The 18,079-nt window shown below is 75.9% G+C and carries 18 protein-coding genes; 9 read left to right on the top strand and 9 right to left on the bottom strand.

Going from position 1 to position 18,079, the window contains the following annotated elements; translation table 11 throughout:
* Window positions 1-33: 33 nt before the first annotated feature.
* Genes ACFXOZ_RS10610 through ACFXOZ_RS10585 form a run of 6 tightly spaced genes read right to left on the bottom strand, consistent with a single transcriptional unit; the run spans window position 34 to window position 7,685 of the window.
* Window positions 34-3,150 (bottom strand): bpX6 domain-containing protein, encoded by a 3,117-nt coding sequence (locus ACFXOZ_RS10610; protein WP_380589275.1) that lies wholly within the window; start codon window positions 3,148-3,150, stop codon window positions 34-36.
* The gene (locus ACFXOZ_RS10605; RefSeq protein ID WP_380589272.1) at window positions 3,150-4,820 is read right to left on the bottom strand and encodes a hypothetical protein; all 1,671 of its coding nucleotides are present in this window, start codon (window positions 4,818-4,820) and stop codon (window positions 3,150-3,152) included. Before ACFXOZ_RS10605 ends, ACFXOZ_RS10610 begins: the two co-directional genes overlap by 1 nt.
* Window positions 4,817-4,951, bottom strand: coding sequence for a hypothetical protein (locus ACFXOZ_RS10600; RefSeq protein WP_380523068.1), 135 nt, complete (start codon window positions 4,949-4,951; stop codon window positions 4,817-4,819). Before ACFXOZ_RS10600 ends, ACFXOZ_RS10605 begins: the two co-directional genes overlap by 4 nt.
* A 26-nt stretch (window positions 4,952-4,977) precedes the next feature.
* On the bottom strand, window positions 4,978-5,451 hold the full coding sequence (locus ACFXOZ_RS10595; protein WP_380589269.1) for a hypothetical protein: 474 nt from the start codon (window positions 5,449-5,451) through the stop codon (window positions 4,978-4,980).
* Complete coding sequence (locus ACFXOZ_RS10590; RefSeq protein WP_380589266.1) at window positions 5,448-6,746, bottom strand: AAA family ATPase; 1,299 nt, start codon at window positions 6,744-6,746, stop codon at window positions 5,448-5,450. The genes ACFXOZ_RS10595 and ACFXOZ_RS10590 overlap by 4 nt, the downstream gene beginning before the upstream one ends.
* A gap of 33 nt (window positions 6,747-6,779) precedes the next feature.
* A complete protein-coding gene (locus tag ACFXOZ_RS10585; RefSeq protein WP_375891069.1) occupies window positions 6,780-7,685 on the bottom strand; it encodes a LysR family transcriptional regulator in 906 nt (301 codons plus the stop codon).
* A 124-nt stretch (window positions 7,686-7,809) separates the two neighbouring features.
* On the opposite strand from ACFXOZ_RS10585, the gene ACFXOZ_RS10580 reads away from it, so the two are divergent.
* The 9 genes from ACFXOZ_RS10580 to ACFXOZ_RS10540 all read left to right on the top strand — a co-directional run bounded on the left by ACFXOZ_RS10580 (window position 7,810) and on the right by ACFXOZ_RS10540 (window position 15,986).
* Entirely contained in the window at window positions 7,810-8,856 is a 1,047-nt protein-coding gene (locus ACFXOZ_RS10580; protein ID WP_380589263.1) for a bile acid:sodium symporter family protein, read from the top strand.
* A gap of 78 nt (window positions 8,857-8,934) precedes the next feature.
* Complete coding sequence (locus tag ACFXOZ_RS10575; protein ID WP_380523063.1) at window positions 8,935-9,543, top strand: exonuclease domain-containing protein; 609 nt, start codon at window positions 8,935-8,937, stop codon at window positions 9,541-9,543.
* A gap of 123 nt (window positions 9,544-9,666) precedes the next feature.
* Window positions 9,667-10,923 carry an arsenic transporter gene (locus tag ACFXOZ_RS10570; protein WP_380589327.1) on the top strand — a complete coding sequence of 419 codons (1,257 nt, stop codon included), beginning with the start codon at window positions 9,667-9,669 and terminating at the stop codon, window positions 10,921-10,923.
* Window positions 10,924-10,942: 19 nt separating this feature from the next.
* Complete coding sequence (locus tag ACFXOZ_RS10565) at window positions 10,943-11,437, top strand: universal stress protein (protein ID WP_375891064.1); 495 nt, start codon at window positions 10,943-10,945, stop codon at window positions 11,435-11,437.
* A gap of 267 nt (window positions 11,438-11,704) precedes the next feature.
* A complete protein-coding gene (locus ACFXOZ_RS10560; protein ID WP_380589260.1) occupies window positions 11,705-12,298 on the top strand; it encodes a hypothetical protein in 594 nt (197 codons plus the stop codon).
* Window positions 12,299-12,585: 287 nt separating this feature from the next.
* Complete coding sequence (locus ACFXOZ_RS10555; protein ID WP_380523061.1) at window positions 12,586-13,521, top strand: ABC transporter ATP-binding protein; 936 nt, start codon at window positions 12,586-12,588, stop codon at window positions 13,519-13,521.
* The gene (locus tag ACFXOZ_RS10550; protein WP_380589257.1) at window positions 13,518-14,264 is read left to right on the top strand and encodes an ABC transporter permease; all 747 of its coding nucleotides are present in this window, start codon (window positions 13,518-13,520) and stop codon (window positions 14,262-14,264) included. Before ACFXOZ_RS10555 ends, ACFXOZ_RS10550 begins: the two co-directional genes overlap by 4 nt.
* A 7-nt stretch (window positions 14,265-14,271) precedes the next feature.
* Entirely contained in the window at window positions 14,272-15,387 is a 1,116-nt protein-coding gene (locus ACFXOZ_RS10545) for a sensor histidine kinase (RefSeq protein WP_380589255.1), read from the top strand.
* Window positions 15,384-15,986 carry a response regulator transcription factor gene (locus tag ACFXOZ_RS10540; protein WP_375891055.1) on the top strand — a complete coding sequence of 201 codons (603 nt, stop codon included), beginning with the start codon at window positions 15,384-15,386 and terminating at the stop codon, window positions 15,984-15,986. Before ACFXOZ_RS10545 ends, ACFXOZ_RS10540 begins: the two co-directional genes overlap by 4 nt.
* Before the next feature lie 43 nt (window positions 15,987-16,029).
* Here the strand turns inward: ACFXOZ_RS10540 and ACFXOZ_RS10535 are convergent, their stop codons facing one another.
* Genes ACFXOZ_RS10535 through ACFXOZ_RS10525 form a run of 3 tightly spaced genes read right to left on the bottom strand, consistent with a single transcriptional unit; the run spans window position 16,030 to window position 18,057 of the window.
* Window positions 16,030-16,218, bottom strand: a complete 189-nt coding sequence (locus ACFXOZ_RS10535) for a hypothetical protein (RefSeq protein ID WP_375891053.1) — start codon at window positions 16,216-16,218, stop codon at window positions 16,030-16,032.
* Window positions 16,219-16,264: 46 nt separating this feature from the next.
* Complete coding sequence (locus tag ACFXOZ_RS10530; protein WP_380589252.1) at window positions 16,265-17,086, bottom strand: ABC transporter permease; 822 nt, start codon at window positions 17,084-17,086, stop codon at window positions 16,265-16,267.
* Window positions 17,083-18,057 (bottom strand): ATP-binding cassette domain-containing protein, encoded by a 975-nt coding sequence (locus ACFXOZ_RS10525; RefSeq protein ID WP_380589249.1) that lies wholly within the window; start codon window positions 18,055-18,057, stop codon window positions 17,083-17,085. Before ACFXOZ_RS10525 ends, ACFXOZ_RS10530 begins: the two co-directional genes overlap by 4 nt.
* Window positions 18,058-18,079 lie beyond the last annotated feature (22 nt).

The following is an 18,079-nucleotide window of genomic DNA, read 5'->3' as shown; positions in this document are numbered from 1 at the left end:
CCACCTCCTCGAACTCCATCCGAACAATCACCGTCAGCCGGCCGTGACCCGCAGGTTGGCCAGCAGCTCCGTGCCGTCCGCGCGCACCGCGAACACCCGCCCGCCGCGGTGCCAGCAGGTCACCGCCCCGGCGTGGGCGCGCAGCCGGAGCGCGGGGTCGGTCGTCGCCCCGGGCAGCAGAGCGGTGAAGGCGGTCCCGGAGGTGCTCCCGACGGTGGCCCGCAGGCCGTCCTCGGCGCGCTCGGTGAACGCCCAGTGGGCGCCGTCGGCGCCGAGCACCACCGGGGGGCCGGTGACGGTCCGCTCGGCGCTGCCCCGGCCGGTCCAGCTGAGCACCGTCGCCCCGGGGGCTTCGCCCGGCCGGGCGGTCAGCAGCCGTCCGTCGGCGAGCGCCACCCGGTCGTCGGCGTCGTCCAGGTCGACCGCCGTGCGGGCGCGCAGCTCCCAGCCGGGCTGGTCCCAGCGCCACAGTTCGGTGAGTTCGGCGGTGTGGCCGCCGGCCCGGGTGTGGACGACCACGGCGCAGCTCGCGGGGGTGCGGGCGATCCGGCCCACCGCCTGCTGGTCGTTGCCGAGTTCGCGGTGGACGACGGTCGGGCGGGTGGCGTCGGTGTCGAGCACGGCGATGCCGTCCTGGTCGACGGTGAGCAGGTGGCGGCCGTCGTAGGAGGGGACGATCGCGCGCACCCGCAGGGCCGTCCACCGCTCGACCCGGCGGGTGGCGAGGTCGAGCCGGAACAGTTCGCGGACCGCCCCGTAGCGGGCGACCAGCAGCGCGGTGCCGCCGTGGTCGGCGACCACCAGCTGCTCGGCGGGCACGTCCCAGCGGGCGCGGGTCCGGCCGTCCGGGCCGAGCAGCCGTACGCCGGCCTGGCCGCAGGCCACCAGCACCAGGCCGGAGTCCAGCCGGGCCGCGTCCAGGACGGGCAGGGTGCCGGGGCGGTCGGCGGCGGTGACGGCGAGCGCCCCGCCGCGGCCGGGTCCGGTCCGCCGGGGCTTCGGCAGGTCGGCGGCGGCCAACGGGTCGGCGCGCTTCAACAGCCGGTTGTGGACGGTGCTTTCGGAGCGTACGGCGGCTTGGCCGGACAGTCCGCCGGTGCGCACCAGGGAGCGTACGGCGAGGGTGGCGAGCTCGCGGTCGAGGGCCGGGTCGGCGCAGCGCAGCTCGGCGAGGGCGGCGACGGCGGCCGCGCGCTCGGTGCGCGGCGCGGCGGTTCCCGGCGTCGTGACCTGCGGCCCGGCGCCGCTCGGCCCGGCGATGCTCGGCCCGGCCGCGGTGAGCGCGGCGCGGACCGGCGCCGCGACGTCCTCGCCGAGCGCGAGCAGGTGGACCAGCGCCCTTCCCCGGGCCGCGCCGCCGAGTTCGGCGGCCTCCCGGAGGTCCGGCAGCACGCCCGGGCGCAAGGTCTCGTCCGGCCAGGCCGCCTCGACCGCGCCCAGCCGGTCCCCGGCCCGGCGGCGGTGGTCCACCCAGGCGGCGCGCAGGTCCCGGGCGGCCGCCGGGTCGGTGGCGGTGAGCCGTTCGACGGCGGTGGCGAAGGCGCCGCGCCGGTGGGCGATCCGCACGGCCCGGTCCCGGTTCCCGGCACGCCAGTGCAGCCGGACCACCAGTTCCGCGGCCAGGCCGCGCCCTTCGGCGAGTTCGGCGGCCTGGGCGGTGCGGCCGTGCCGGTCCAGCAGGGCGACGGCCTCGGCGGGCGCGGCCATCAGGTCGGCGAGCAGGTACGCGGCCTCGTCGATCCGCCCGTCCCGTTCCAGGGCCTCGGCGGCTTCCCGGTAGAGGCCGGTCAGGTACTCGTGGACGGTCGGCCCGCTGAGCGGCGTCGCCATCGGCGCCCCGCCGCGCTCCCGGGGGCTGGGCCGCAGGGCGCCCGTGAAGCGCTCGGGCAGGCGCAGGGTCAGCAGACCCCGCTCCGGGCCCGCGTCGGCGCCGCCGGAGAGCTGGATCGCGTCGCGCAGGGCGTCCTCCCACCGGCGCTGCCGGAAGGACCGGGAGAGCTGGTGCAGGTAGCGGGCGTGGCGCTCCCGGAAGAGCGCCCCGGCGGGGCTGCGCAGGGCGAGCCGGGCCAGCCACTGGCTGCCCGGGCGCCGGGGCGGACGCCGCCGGGCGGGGGCGGCCGGGGCCGTTCCGGGCGCACCGACGCCTCCGGCGCTCTCCGCCGCCCCCTGGGCGGTGCGGACGCGTTCGGCGAAGGCCGGGATCCTCGGCAGCACCAGCAGGGCGCTGCCGAGTGCCCCGAGGAGCGTCAGCAGGAGCCCGCCGCCGAGGCTGCCGGCCACCAGGGCGAGGACGCCGAGCAGCAGGCACAGTGCGAACGGTACGACGGACGCCCACCACGCCCGTCCGTCGACGGCGCCGCGCGTCGCCGCGGCACGGGTGCCGGGCCTGCCGGGCCGCCCGGTGCGCCCGGCCGGACGGGCCCGGGAGCGGCGGCGGTACGTCAGTCCGGCGATCGCGCCGATCGTCACCGGAAGGACGATCACGGGCCCCTTGGGCACCCCCGTCGCCACGACCGAGGCCAGGAAGGACAGGCCCAGCGCGAACACCAGGCCGGTCACGACCCCGGAGATCCGGCGCGCCTTCGCGGCGCCCGGACGCGGCCCGGCCAGCAGCCGCCCCGCCCGCCGGCTGCGCCCGGGGACGCCGGCCGCGGCGCGCAGGTCCACGGCGGCCGGGCGCGGCAGGTCCGTCCCGACCGGTTCGGCCTCGACGGGGGTGCCGACCGGGCCCAGTCGGTGGAGGGTGAGCCCGCCCAGGTCCAACCAGTCCGAGGGGTCCACGTCCGGCAGCTCGGCCAACACCTGACGCTCCGTCAGGTCACCTCTGGTGAGCACCAGTTCACCGGACCGGCCGGTCTGCCCCGGGCTCGTCGCCAGCGCCCCGCCGACGGCGTGCAGCGGCGCGCCGGGCGCCCGGTCGGTACGGGTCCGCACCGGCTCGGGCAGCTGCAACAGCCAGCGCCCGTCCGGCAGTTCACTCAGCCGGGCGCCGGACTGCCAGTGCGCGAGGACGCGTTCGGCCGCCTCGGCGACGCCGATCAGCGGCACGTCGAGGAGGAACCCGGCCGCATCGACGACCGGGCCGCCCGTCACGGGACCGCCGGTCGCAGCGCTGCTCGCCACGCGGCCGCCGGTCGTGGAACTGCTCATCAGTCGGTGCTCCTGATCACGGCATGGGTGCGCCCGTCGGTCGCGTTCGCCACCACCACCCGGCCCGGGCGGGGTTCGGCGGCGATCAGCGGCAACCGGGGGTGGACGGCGGGGGCGGTCGTACCGCCGGAGAGCGCGGTGAGCGTGCGGACCGCGTCGGCCCGGACAGCGCGGACCAGCCCCGCGGCCCGGGTGCAGGTGATCAGGACGGGTTCGAAGCCGTCCTCGACCAGTCCGATCACCTCGCTCTCCCCCTCCCCGATGCGGATCCGGCGCTGCTCGCCCCGGGCCGGGCGGACCTCCCAGGTCCGCCCGTCCGCCGACCAGCCGACGGAGCCGCCGCCGTGCACCAGGTGCGGCGCCCCGGCCGCGTCGGCGGGCAGCCGGACGGGCGACAGCCGGGGCTCCCGCGCGAACCGGAACGGGTGACCGCCCGCGGTGGAGACGACCGGTCCGACCTCCGACACCCGCCCGCCACGCTCGATCCGGCGCCAGCGGCCGGCCACCGGCAGCACCAGGGCGTCGCCCTCGCGCAGCAGCGGCAGCACCGGCCGGGCCATCAGCTCGGCGAACTCCGGGGAGCCGATCTCCGGCAGGCCGACGGCCGCCGACTTGATCCGGTAGCCGTCGGAGTCGCTCAACGCCCGTCCGCTGACGTGGAGTTCCAGCCGGTCGTTGCGCACGCACAGCACCAGCAGCCGCCCGCTGGTGCGCGCGGCCGCGATCACCGGGCCGAACAGCTCGTGGCGGCGCGGGCGAGTGGCACCGTCGGGGGCCCCCGCGCTCGACAGCGCCAGGGCGATCAGCACATCGCTGTGCCGGCCCCGGGCCAGCAGGGTGGCCGCGCCGGTGGTGAACGCGGGCAGCGCCCCGCCGACGGCGGGCAGTTGGGCGTCGAGCTGGGCGGAGGCCCGGAAGCCGCGGCCACGCAGGGCCCGGACCGCGACGCGCGCCGGGGGCAGCGGCAGCTCGACGGCCGACCCGCCGTCCACCCGGACCGTCACTCCGGCGGCGCCCTTCGCGCTCCAGCCCGCCTCCTCGCTCGCCACCGTGCGCCGCCGGGCGGGCAGCCGGGCCGCCAGCCGGGGCGAGGTGAGCAGCCAGCACTGCGCGGCCGGGTCCAGCGCCCGCTCCGCGTACCGGACGTCCTCGGGTTCGGGGTCGGTGTGCTGCCGGGCCTTGAGCCAGCGCGGCAGCAGTTCGGCGAGGTCGCCGCCGATCAGCCGCCCGGGCGGGTCCCCCAGGACGCCGACCAGCAGTTCGCTGCCCCGGGCCGCCGCCCGGCGGTGCAGCACGAGCAGCGCGGCCAGCTGGACCAGCCGCGCCGCGCCCGCCTGGGCCGGTCCGGCGTCCACCAGCACGACCACCTGGCCGCGGCTCTCGGGGGTGCGCAACTCGGTTTCCAGCTCCAGGAGTTCACCCTCGCTCCAACGGCGCAGGAACTCCTCCGGGTACTCCTCGGCGAGCAGCCACTCGGCGGGCAGCAGCCGCTCCGGCCGTCGGCCGCGGGCCAGGCCGCCGTAGCCGTCCGGCTCGCCCTCGGATCCGGCGACGGGCTCCTGCGCGCCGATCAGGGCGTCCAGGCGGCGCAGCAAGGGGCCCAGCGCGGTGGCGAGTTCGGGGGTGAGCGCGGACAGCGTCCCGGCCCAGGGCGCGAGCGCGGCGGTCACGATCGACGCACCCGCGCCGGCCGCACGCACTGCTCCTCGACCCGGCCGAGCGCCGGTTCGTCCGGCAGCACCGTCCGCCCGTCCAGGTCCCCGACCGTCGCCCCGCTGCCCACGCTTGCGCTCCGCTCCACTTCGTACGGCTCCACCGTCCAGGCCCTCACTGCTCGTTCACCCGTTCCGCGCCACTGCGCGGGGCCTGCCCTCCCGACTCCCCGCTGCCCGGTTCTCCGGTGCCGGGCTCCACGAAGCGGTCCAGGTCCGCCGGGTCCCGGACGGGCACCGGCCGGTCGCCGACCAGCGCGTGGCCGGGGACGAGGACGCACAGCTGCCCGTCCGCCGTCCCGAGCGCCACCCGCCACAGGGCCGCGCCGGGCTGCGGGCGGGCCGTGGTCGGGACCAGCACGCCGTCGTCCTCGCCCAGGTAGCGGGCGCCGTCGGCCCAGGGCAGGTCCGGCGCCTCGCCGAGGACCAGCAGCGCCGTCCCGTCGGCTGCCACAGCAAGCCTGTGCCCGGCCGCCAGCCGGGCGCGCGTCGTGGTCGCGAGGGCGGGGACGGCAGCGCCGAGGGCGAGGACGGCGACCGGTTCGAGCGGTGGTTCACGGCGCTCCCAGCGGAGCGGGGCACCGGTCACGAGGGGGCGACCGCCGCGCCTGCCGTGACGGCCACGCCCGCCGTGACGACCGCACCCGCCGGGCCCGCCACGCCCGCCGCACCCGCCGTGACCGCCGCGACCAGTCCGGCCCGGAGCCCGGTCAGCGGCGCCGGCAGGTCCGCCGGGTCGAACCCGGCGTCGATCTCGCGCAGCACGGCCTCCAGCCGCAGCCGGGAGTCCTGGCCGTCCGACAGCCCGCCGTGTTCGGCGAGCAGCTCGGTGCCCGACCGCAGCAGGCGCTCGGCGCGGGCCGCGGTGCTGCGGGAGAGTTCCTCCGCGGTGTGCGCCAGGCTGCGGTTGGCGGCCCGGTCGGTCAGGTCGGCGAGGGCCTCGCGGGCGAGCGCCTGGGTGTCGGCGGTGGGGGCGATCAGCGGGAGCACCCAGAGGTCGCGGGCGGAGGCGGCGGTGCGACCGTCCAGGACGGCGGCCGCGGCGACCAGGTTCTGCGAGCGCACGGCCCGTCGGTCGCTGACCGGGACGCCGGCCGAGCGCAGTCGGCGCAGCGCGGTGGCCAGCAGCGGGGTGACGGCGTCGAGGTCGCAGTGGCGGGCGGCCGCGGTCAGCCGGTCGAGGGCGCCGAGCAGCTCGCCGGTGACGACGGGCGCGGCCGGGCGGCGGCCGGCCTCCAGGAGTTCCTCCAGTCGGCCGTCGGCGACGGGTTCGACGAAGACCCGGGCGAGGAACCGGTCGGCGAAGGCGGCCAGCGCCGGGTCCTCGGGCAGGTGGTTGGCCGCGCCGACGCAGATCCGCAGCGGACTGGCGAGCACGGTGCCACCGCGCCGGAAGACCCGCTCGTTGAGCAGGCCGAGCAGGGTGTTCAGGACGGCGGTGGAGCCGAGGAACACCTCGTCCAGGAAGGCGATCTCGGCCTCGGGCAGCATCCCGGTGGTCTCGAACTCGACCCGGCCCTCCCGCAGGCGGCGCAGGTCGACCGGTCCGAACAGTTCGTTGGGCTCGGTGAAGCGGCCGAGCAGGTACTCGAAGTACCGCCCGCCGAGCTGCGCCGCGACCCGCCGGACCGCCTCCGACTTGGCCGTCCCGGGCGGGCCGACCACCAGCAGGTGCTCCCCGGCGACGGCGCACAGCGCCACCACCTCGGCCACCGTCTCCCGCCCGACCATGCCGCGCCCGGCGGCGGACACGGCCGCGGCGACGAGCTCGGCATCGGCGGTCGGCAGCCCGTCCGCCGGCGGCGCGGCGGGCGGCACGTCGGCCCGGCCGGACGGTACGTCAGCGGGGCCGGGTATCGAAGCGGCGGCGGAGGTCTCGGTCACGAGCACGGGAGTCTACGTTGCTCCGAACGCCCCTCACCAGCGGGTTTCCCCAGCAGCCGGTGCCTCCCCCGCCGTGGGGGCGCGGTGCAGCCGGAAGGCGTCCGCGAGGACGGCCCGGGCCAGCGCCCGGGCCGGGCCGCGGGCGGTGGTGCGCCCGGTGGTGAGGGCGAAGTCGGTGGTGCCCAGGTCCGGCAGGCCCGGTTGGTCGGGCAGCGGCCGCAGGCCCGACGGGATCAGGCTGCGGGCGTGCGGCACCACGCCGAGGCCGGCCAGGGCGGCGGCCCGGACCCCGGAGAGGCTGGTGCTGGTACAGGCGATCCGCCAGGGGCGGCCGTCGCGTTCGCAGGCCTCCAGGGCGCGGGCCCGGGTGATGCTGGGCGGCGGGTAGACGATGAGCGGCAGCGGCTGCGCCGGGTGGTCCAGCCGGAAGTCCTCCGCCGCGGCCCACACCAGCCGGTCCTGCCAGACCAGTTGGCCCTGGGCGTCGCCGCCCGGCGGGCGCTTGCCGAGGACCAGGTCGAGCCGCCCGTCGGCCAGCTGCTCGTAGAGCACGGCGCTGAGTCCGACGGTGAGTTCGAGGTCGACCTGGGGGTTGCGCCGCCGGAAGCCCCGCAGGATCTGCGGCAGTTCGGTGTGGACGAAGTCCTCCGAGGCGCCGAAGCGCACCCGCCCGCGCACCTGCGTCCGCGCGAAGTGGTCGAGTGCCTGCTCGTGCGCCTCCAGGATCGTCCGGGCGAAGCCGAGCATCTCCTCGCCCTCGCCGGTGAGCTGCACGGAGTGGGTGTCGCGGAGGAAGAACCGCCGGCCGGCGGCCTCCTCCAGCCGCCGCACGTGCTGGCTGACCGTCGACTGCCGTAGCCCCAGCCGTTGGGCGGCGCGGGTGAAGCCGCCGGTCTGGGCCACCGCGAGGAAGGACCTCAACTGCACCGGATCGAACATCCGGCCAGCCTATCCGCTGATATCACGAATCATGATGACAGTGAGTGCGGCCAGCGGGATTCCCACTCACCCGAACGGACGGCAGGCTGAGGCCGTCCCAGCCGAACCACCAGCGCGGAGAACCATGCCCCGCCCGAAGACCCCGATCCGCCCGAACACCCCGCTCCGCCTCCTCCGCTCCCGCCTGCGGATCGACCCGTTCATCGCCTCCCTGCTCGGCACCGTGCTGGTCGCCGCCCTGCTCCCCGCCCGCGGCGCCGCCGCACCGGTCGTCTCGGACGCGGCCACCGCCGGGGTCGCCGTGCTGTTCTTCCTCTACGGCACCCGGCTCTCCGCCCGCGAGGCCTGGAACGGACTCAAGCAGTGGCGACTGCACACCACCGTGCTCGCCGTCACCTTCGTCCTCTTCCCCCTGCTCGGAACAGCCGCCCACCTGCTGGTACCGAGCGTCCTGCCACCCGAGCTCTACCAGGGCCTGCTGTTCCTGACCCTGCTGCCCTCCACCGTGCAGTCCTCGATCGCCTTCACCTCCATCGCCCGCGGCAACACCGCCGCCGCGGTCTGCAGCGCGACCTTCTCCAGCCTCTTCGGCATCCTCCTGACCCCGCTGCTCGCCGCCGCCCTCCTGCACACCAGGGGCGGCATCTCGCCGGGCACCGTACTGGAGATCGCCGAACAACTCCTCCTGCCCTTCGCCGCCGGCCAGGTGCTGCGCCGCTGGATCGCCCCCTGGACGGTCCGCCACCGCTCCGTCCTCTCCCTGGTGGACCGCGGCTCGATCCTGCTGGTCGTCTACAGCGCCTTCGGCGCCGCCGTCGTCGGCGGGATGTGGGCCACGCTCTCCCTGCCCCGGCTGGCCGCCCTGCTGGCGGTCGAGTCCGCGCTGCTGGCCCTGGTCCTGATCGTCACCCTGCTGGGCGGCCGCCGCCTCGGCTTCGACCGGGGCGACCTGATCGCGATCGTCTTCTGCGGCTCCAAGAAGAGCCTGGCCAGCGGCGTCCCGATGGCCGCCGTCCTCTTCCCCGGCGCCGCCGCCGGACTGATGGTGCTGCCGCTGATGCTCTTCCACCAGCTGCAGCTGATGGTCTGCGCCGTCCTCGCCCGCCGCTGGGCCGCCCAGGCCCCGGCCGCCGAGGCGAGCCGCCCGGACGAGGCTCTCGCCCGGGCCTGATCTCCGCCGGGGCCCCACGACCAGGACAGCAGGAGAAATCCAGGTGCCCCGCCCACCCCTCGTCCCTACGCTTCCGCCATGGACAGCACCGGGGCCGAGCGGCTCCTGAACGTCGTGGACATCGAGGCCACCTGCTGGGCCCGCGGCGAACCGCAGGGCGCGGTCAGCGAGATCATCGAGATCGGGCTGACCGTCGTCGACCTGACCACCGCGGAACGCCTCGCCCGGCACCGGATCCTGGTACGCCCCGCCCGGTCCACGGTCAGCGAGTTCTGCACGGAGCTGACCGGCCTCACCCAACAGGAGGTGGACGGCGGGGTCAGCTTCGCCGAGGCGTGCCGGCTGCTGGCGACCGAACACCACGCCGGGTCCCGCCCGTGGGCCAGTTGGGGCGACTACGACCGCAACCAGTTCACCCGGCAGTGCCAGTCCACCCGGACGCCTTATCCCTTCGGCCGAAGCCACACCAACGCCAAGATCGTCTTCACCGAGGCGTACGGCCTGCGCAAACGCCCCGGCATGGCGCAGGCCCTGGAGCTCGCCGGGCGGCGACTCGAAGGCCGTCACCACCGCGGCGAGGACGACGCCTGGAACATCGCCGCCCTCGTCCTCCACCTGTCCGAGCGGGGCGTCTGGCCGGATCCGTTGCCGACCGCGCCCTCCTCCTTCGGCCGGGAGCGGGACTGACGGGCCTCCGGGTCGTCCAGGATGGTGGCGGTCACACCGCCGAACCCCTCCTGAGGTGCCGCGGTCCGGGGAGCTCTGGTTCGATGGGTGCCGTCGTCACCGCCGCCCGCGAGGAGCAGGACCCTGAGTACGTCGTTCGCCGAAGCGCTGTCCGTCGGCCTGCTGGTCCTGGTGCTGGTCGGTGCGGTGGCCCGGCCGTGGGGGTGGCCGGAGGCGGTGGTCGCGGTGCCGGCGGCGGGGCTGGTGGTCGCCACCGGGGCGATCCCGTGGGCGCACGCGGTGGCCGAGGCGGAGCGGCTCGGGCCGGTGATCGGGTTCCTCGCGGCCGTGCTGGTGCTGGCGAAGCTGTGCGACGACGAGGGGCTGTTCCGCGCCTGCGGGGCGTGGATGGCCCGCACCGCGGCCGGGAGTCCGCGCCGGCTGCTGGCGCAGGTGTTCGTCGTCGCGTCGGTGGTCACGGCGGTGCTCAGCCTGGACGCCACCGTGGTGCTGCTGACGCCGGTGGTGTTCGCCACCGCCGCCCGGCTGGGCGCCCGCCCCAAGCCGCACCTGTACGCCTGCACCCACCTGTCCAACACCGCCTCGCTGCTGCTGCCGGTCTCCAACCTCACCAACCTGCTGGCCCTCACCGCCAGCGGACTCAGCTTCACCCGCTTCGCCGCCCTAATGGCGCTGCCCTGGCTGGCGGCGATCGCCGTCGAGTACGTGGTGCTGCGCCGCTTCTTCGCCACCGACCTGGAGCCGGGCACCGCGCCCGACACCGAGGTGGCGGCACCGCAGATGCCGCTGTTCGCCCTGCTCACCGTGGCGGGCACACTGGCCGGCTTCGTGCTGACCTCGGTCGTCGGCATCGACCCGGCCTGGGCGGCCGCGGCCGGTGCCCTGGTGCTGGCTGTCCGGGCGCTCGCCCGGCGCCGTACCTCCCCGGCGGCGATCGTCCGCTCGGCCGCCGTGCCGTTCCTGGCCTTCGTCCTCGCGCTCGGCATCGTGGTCCGGGCGGTGGTCGACAACGGGCTGGCCTCCGCGCTCGGGCACCTCGTCCCGGCCGGCACCTCGCTGCCCGCCCTGCTGGGGGTCGCGGCGCTGGCGGCCGTCCTGGCGAACGTCATCAACAACCTGCCCGCCACCCTGGTGCTGCTCCCGCTGGCCGTCCCCTCCGGCTCCGGCGCCGTGCTGGCCGTGCTGCTGGGGGTGAACATCGGCCCCAACCTCACCTACGCGGGCTCGCTGGCCACCCTGCTGTGGCGGCGGATCGTCCGCGAGCACGACACCGAGATCGGCCTGGGCGAGTTCACCCGGCTCGGGCTGCTCGTCGTCCCCGCCGCCCTGACGCTGTCCGTGGTGGCACTGTGGGGGTCCCTGCAGATCATCGGAGTCTGAGCACGAGGAGGCCGACACCGTGACCGTCGTCGTCTGGATCGCCGAAGGCACCTGGCCCGCCTGCGTCGACGCCGCCCGCGTCCACGCGCCGCAGGACGCCGAGCTCGTCCTGCTGCACGTCAGCGGCCAGGACGTCCCCGGCGTCGCCCACGGCGCCTTCGCCGGCCTGCTGGGGCGCGGCCACCGCGAGCGCGACCCCGGCGACCAGGTGGAACGCCTCGCCGCCGCCTCGGGGCGGCACCTCCTGGACGCCGCCGCCGACCGGCTCGGACGGCCCTGCACCCGGGTGGAGCGCAGCGGCCGCACCGAGCGCGAGGTCGTCGCCGCGGCGGAGGGGGCCGAGCTGCTGGTCCTGGCCCGGGACGGCGACCGCACCCGGCTGGGGCCCCACAGCCTCGGGCCGGCCACCCGCTTCGTCGTCGACCACGCCCCCTGTCCCGTCCTGCTGGTCTGGCCGGAACCGGCGCCGGGGGCCGACACCCTTCCCCCGCCCCCGCCGAACCTCCGACACTAGGGTCGTCCGCCTTCGAACTCCCTTCGGACGGAGCGGCGTTGGGGCGCTCCCGACGGAAGGCCGGGGAGGCCTCGGGCTGCACGTGGGAGTGCGCAGCCGGAGGCCGCGACCCGTGGCCGCGCCGCCGCGGGGCGACCGGTTCGTGCTCACGCGAACCCCACGCGATCTCCGCAGAAGCCCCGCGCCGAACCGGTGTCGCGAGCGGGGCCGACCTGCGTAGGCTCCGCAGACACCCGGCACGGCACGCGGGCACCTACGGAAGATCGAATGAGTTACTGCACGCTCTGCCAACGACACCTCAACGGCGCGCTCTCCTGCCCAGGCTGCGGGCGACCGCAGGAGGCGCTCCCCCAGCAGGAGCCCGAACGCCCGGTCCCGGCCGCGCCCACCGCGGCCCCCGCACCCCGGAGGGCCCGGCGGCGGACGAGCCGGCGGCGCGGCGCCCTGGTCGGCCTGGTCGCGCTCGGCGCGGCGGCGGGCGGACTGGCCACCGCGGTGGTCGCCTTCGGCGAGGGCGACGGCTCTGCGGCTCCGCTCCCCCCGGGCGGTACGACGGCGTCCGCGTCGGTGGTCGCGCCGTCCACCCGAGGGACCGTCAGCGCTCCCCCGACGGCGTCGGCGGAGCCGAGCAGGGCAAGCTCCCCGGCGCAGCCGTCGGTCACCGCCACCCGGCCCGGCGCGTCGCGGACGACCGCCGCCCCGTCCCGCCCGGCGGCCCCGGTCGAGCCGTCCGCACCCCAGCCCGCGCAGCCCACCGCGGCGCCGCCCACCCGGCCCGCGCCCGGCCCGACCGCGCCCACGCCGACGCCGACCTCCACGCCGACACCGTCCTGCAAGCCGGTCCTGTTCTGGTGCGCCTGAGCCTTCGGGCCCGGTCGGCGGCCATCACGGCGGAGCGGGCCCGCCCCCGGACCGGACGGGCGGCCTGGTGCGCCCGGCCGGTCCGGCCCCACTGCCCCGTACGCCTCCCCGGGAGCCGGAATCCGTGATCGGCCCGCTCGCCGGTTCACGTGCCCCCGCTATAGTGCGAGCACCCCCGATCCCTCCCGCCCGGGAAAGCTCCGGCGCGCAGGGATGACTTTCGTCATCTCGGGCCGGTGACACGGCGGCACTGCCGCGCGCGGTCACCGGACGGGAGTCTGGTGACCATGGCAACGACACAGGCGGTGCTGACGGCCGAAGGGCTGCGGTACCGGTACGGAGAGACGCTCGCGCTGGACGGCGTGGACCTGCGGGTCGGTCCGGGCGAGTGCGTCGCACTGCTCGGCCCCAACGGCGCCGGGAAGTCGACCCTGGTGGCACTCACGGTCGGCCTGCTCGCGCCGCAGCAGGGGACGGTGCGGATCATGGGCGGTGACCCGCGCCGCGCGGCGACCCGCCGCCGTCTGGGTGTGGCGCAGCAGACCCTGGGGTTCCCGAACACGCTGACCGTGGACGAGCTGGTGCGCGGTGCCGCCGTCCGCGGCGGGCTGCGGGCGACGGCCGCCGGTCCGGTCCTGGCGGAGCTCGGGCTGACCGAGCTGGCGCGCCGGCGGGTCTCCAAACTCTCCGGCGGCCAGCGGCAGCGGGTCCAGCTGGCGATGGCGCTGGTCACCGAGCCGGCGCTGCTGGTGCTGGACGAACCGACGGTCGGTCTGGACACCCGGGCCCGGCGGCACTTCTGGGAGGTCCTGGCGGAGCGCCGGGCGCAGGGCGCCGCAGTGCTGGTGACCACCCACCTGATCGAGGAGTCCGCGGCCCTGGCGGACCGGGTGGTGGTGCTCGACCGCGGCCGGATCCTGGCGGACGCGCCGCCGCAGGAGCTGGTGGCCCGGCTGCCGGACCGTACGGTGACCGTCCGGACCGGCCTCGACCAGGAGCAGCTGGAGCGGCTGCCGGGCGTGCTCCGGGTCGGCCGGGAGCACGAGCTGGTGACGATCCAGACCCGCTCGCCGGAGGACCTGTTGCGCGTGCTGCTGGATCTCGACCCGGAGCTGTCGGAGCTGCGCGTGCAGGACGCCGGCCTGGCGGAGGCCGTGGTCGCACTCACCGACGGCCGTGATGACGCCTCGGAACGTACTCGGGAAGGCAGGGCGGCGGCGTGAACGTGGTACTGGGGCGGGTCTTCCGGTCCGAGTTGAGGGACGAACTCCGGTCGATCGTGCGGGAGCCCACCTCGTTGTTCTTCGGCATCCTGATGCCGGTCGGCTTCTTCGTCCTGTTCAACCTGCTGTACGGGCAGGGCGCCGTGCAGGGCCTCTCGGCCGGTACGGCGATGGTGGCCACCTTCGGCACCTACGGCGTGATCACCGTCGCCTCCCTGCAACCCGGGGTCGGGGTCGCCCAGGACCGGGACCTCGGCTGGCTGCGGATGAAACGGGTCTCCGCGGTCCCGGTCTGGATCAGCCTGGCCGCCAAGGCCACCGCCGCGCTGCTCTACGGGGTGGGCGTGCTGGCGCTGATGGGGGTGGCGGCCGCAGCCTTCGGCACGCTGCACGCCTCGCCCTGGGCGCTGCTGCGGGTGGCGGTGGTACTGCTGCTGGGCACCGTCCCGTTCACGCTGTTCAGCGTGGCGGTCGGCTTCCGGTTCCGCCCGGGGGCGGCGGTCGCGCTGCTCAACGCGGTGCTGTTCCCGCTGGCGGTGCTGTCCGGGCTGTGGATCCCGATCCGGCTGCTGCCCTCGGTCGTGCGGCAGATCGCCGAGTTCCTGCCCACCTACCACCTCGCCCAGCTCGGGCTCGCCCAACTCGGTGACGGCACCGCGCTGATCCACGTGCTCGCCCTGCTGGTCACCACGGCGGTGGCGGCGGGTGCGGCGGCGCTCTCCTACCGGCACGCGCGGATCTGAGGCGGCGGTGAGCGACTTCGACGGCGCCGCCCCCCGGTCCGTGGCCGAACGGCTGCGGACCTGGGAGTGGGTCTACCTCGGCTACCTGCTGTTCATGCCGGCGCAGCCGTACTTCTCGCCGGCGCCCGACCGGTGGGAGTGGCCGCTGGCGATCACGGTGTGCGCGGCCACGGTGCTGCTGTACGCCTTGGCCCTGCTGCGCGGGCGGTCGGCGTGGAGTGTCTGGGCCTCCGTGGTGCCGATGGCCGTGCTGGGCGCGCTGGCCACGCCGTTCAACGCCGCCGCGAGCGTGCTGTTCATCTACGCGGCGGCGGCCGCGGGCAACGCGCTGCCCTGGCCCGTCGCCCGGCGGTGGTTCGCCGGCCTGACCGTGCTGGACTGCGGCACCGCGCTGCTGTCGCAGGTGCCGCTCCCCTACCGGCTGTTGGGCTTCGCGTCGGCGCTCGTGATGATCTGGGTGGTCGGGCTGCTCGAACTCCGGCAGCGCGACCGGCGGCAGGAGGCGGAGAACCAGCGGCTGCGCACCTCGCAGGTGGAACTGCTCGCCACGCTGGCGGAACGCGAACGGATCGCGCGCGACCTCCACGACCTGCTCGGGCACTCGCTGACCGCGGTGGTGATGCGCGCGCAGCTGACCAAGGAGCTGGTGCTCGCCGACCCGCAACGGGCGCGCGCCGAGGCCGAGGAGATCGAGCGCAACGCCCGGGAGGCGCTGGCCGCGGTGCGCAGTACCGTCACCGGTTGGCGGCGGACCACCGTCCGCGCGGAGCTGGAGGTGGCACGGCGTACGCTGGCCGGGACCGGGGTGACCTTGCGGGTGCGCTGTGCCGAGGAACCGGCCCTGCTCGCGGCGACCGACCACGAACTGGGGCTGGCACTCCGGGAGGCGGTGACGAACGTGGCCCGGCACGCGCGGGCCGCCACCTGCCGCATCGGACTGGACACGGACGAGGAACGGGTGCGCTTGGTGATCGCGGACGACGGCATCGGCGGCGATGCCCCGGAGGGCACCGGGTTGACCGGGCTCCGGGAGCGGATCGCGAAAATCGGCGGCGCGGTGCAGCGCTCCGGCTCGGCCGGTACGACGTTGGTCATCACGGTGCCGGTGGCGGTGAACGGATGATCCGGGTGGTGCTGGCCGAGGACCAGGGCATGGTGCTGGGCGCGTTCGCGTCCCTGCTGGACCTCCAGGCGGACATCACCGTGGTGGCGACGGCGACCAACGGCGACGACGCGCTGGCCGCGGTGCGCGAGCACCGGCCGGACGTGCTGGTGACCGACATCGAGATGCCCGGCCGCACCGGTCTGGACCTGGCCGTGGAGCTGAACCGCCTGGGCGACCCGACCCGGGTGCTGATCGTGACCACCTTCGCGCGCAGCGGCTACCTGCGGCGCGCGGTGGACGCCGGGGTGTCCGGGTACCTGCTCAAGGACGCGCCGATCGGCGAGCTGGCGGCCGCGCTGCGCCGGGTGCACGCGGGCGAGCGGGTGGTCGCGCCGGAGTTGGCGGTGGCCGCGTGGGACGCCGCCGATCCGCTGACGGAGCGGGAGCGGGAGCTGCTGCGGGCGGTCGCGGACGGGGCCGGCAACGCCGCGATCGCGGCGCGCCTGTGCCTGGCCGAGGGGACCGTCCGCAACTACCTGTCCAGTGCGATGGCCAAGTTGGGCGCGCGCAACCGGACCGACGCGGCCAAGATCGCGCGCACCCGCGGCTGGCTCTGACCGGCGTCCGCCACCGGTGGCGGACGCGGTTCCGGCCGTGCCCCTACCGGTCGTCGTCCCTCCGGTCACGCCTCCGGTCGCGGCCGCCGCCGTTGGTGGTCACGTACAGGGCGCCGAGCAGCATCCCGCCCACCACGCAGACACCGACGCCGATCGGGGAGCTGATCATGAAGCCGCCGACCACGAGCGCCGCGTAGACCATCGGCGCGGCGGCCCTGAGGTTCCTGTTCATCCGTCATCCTCCTTGTTTTCCATGTGGTTTCCTACCCCGGGCCGCCTCAGCCGAGCGCCCGGGCCATGAATCCCCTGATCCCGACCGCCACGGTGACCGCCAGGGCGAGCAGCAGCACCGACAGGTCCGCCCACAGCGGGATCGCCGACGGGGGTCCGGCCTGGGCCGCGGCCCGTAGGCCCTCGCTGACGTAGGTCAGCGGGTTGAGCGCGGAGACCACCTGGAACCACCTCAGCTGGTCGAGGGAGGACCAGGAGTACTGGACGGACCCGGTGAACGTCAGCGGGGCGAGGACGATCGCGAAGGTGACGCCGATGCGGTCCGGCGACACGACCGTGCCGAGCGCCAGGCCGAGGGCGGCACCGGTCGCCGCGCCGAGGACCAGGACCAGCAGCACCCCCGGCCACCTCGTGGGCGGCCAGCCGGTGGTGCCCAGCACCAGGAACCCGACCGGCGCCATGACCAGTCCGGCGAACAGTCCGCACAGCGTGCCGTAGGCCAGCTTGGCGACCGCGACCAGTTCGCCCGGGATCGGTGCGAGCAGCCGGTCCTCGATCTCGCCGGACCACGAGAAGTCCATGATCAGCGGCATCGCGGTGTTCTCCAGGGCGACGAGCAGCGCGTTGAGCGCCATCACCCCGGGCAGCAGCGTCGCCCCGAAGTCGCCTTTGGTGTAACCGGCTTCGCCGAGCACCTTGCCGAAGACGAAGAACAGCAGCAGCGGCTGGACGATCACCTGGAGCAGGAAGGCGGTCGGTCGGCGGGTGGTGGTGTAGACGTCGCGCCAGAGCACCGCCAGGAAGGTCCGCGTCACGGGACCGACGCCGTCCCGGGGAAGCCGGTCGGCGCCTTCGGTCGCAGTGGTCACCGCAGTTCCCTTCCGGTCAGGCTGATGAACACGTCCTGGAGGCTCGGCCGGGCGATCGACAGGTCGACCAGCTCGGCCCCCCGGTCGGCGACCGCGCGCAGCACGTCCGGCAGCAGGGCCGACGGGTCCTTCTCGGTCCGCACCCGGAAGTACTGGCTGCCGCCGCTCCCCTGCGGCGCGTCGTGCTCGACGCCGTCGGCGCCGGGCAGCCCGGTCAGCGCCTCCAGGATCCCGGCGCTCGGCACCTGCTCGCCGCGGACCTGCGCGGTGACGGTGGTGCCGCCCGGGAGTGCCCCGGTCAGTGCCCGCGGGGTGTCCAGGGCGAGCAGCCGGCCGTGGTCGACGATGCCGATCCGGTCGGACAGGCTCTCGGCCTCGTCCATGTCGTGGGTGGTGAGCACCACGGTGACGCCGCGCTCGCACAGGTCGCGGATGCGCTCGTGCAGGAACAGCCGGGACTGCGGGTCCAGGCCGGTCGACGGCTCGTCCAGGAACAGCACCTCGGGCGCGTGCATCAGGGCCCGCGCGATGACGACCCGCTGCGCCTGGCCGCCGGAGAGCCGCTCGACCCGCTGGCCGGCCTGCTCGGTGAGCCCCATCAGGTCGAGCAACTCCTCGGCGCGGCCGGTCCGTTCGTCCCGGCCGACGCCGTGGTAGCGCGCGTGGAAGAGCAGGTTCTGCCGCACGTCGAGGGAGCGGTCCAGGTTCTGCCGCTGCGGTACGACGGCGAGCAGCCGCTTGGCGGCGGCCGGCCGGGCCACCACGTCGGTGCCGAGGACCAGGCACCGACCGGAGGTCGGGCGGATCCGGGTGGTCAGCACGCCGACGGTGGTGGACTTCCCGGCCCCGTTCGGGCCGAGCAGGCCGAAGACCTCGCCCCGCTCGACGGTGAAGCTCAGGCCGTCCACGGCCGCCGGGGCGTGTGGGTGGTAGCGCTTGACGAGTTCGCTGACGGTGACGGCGTGCGTCATCGCGTCGTCCTTCCTCGGGTGC

Source organism: Kitasatospora sp. NPDC059160 (genome assembly GCF_042755465.1).
In the GTDB taxonomy this organism is placed as follows: domain Bacteria; phylum Actinomycetota; class Actinomycetes; order Streptomycetales; family Streptomycetaceae; genus Kitasatospora.
The sequence above is the reverse complement of the archived record's forward strand: the minus strand, read 5'-3'. Positions and strand labels throughout refer to the sequence as shown.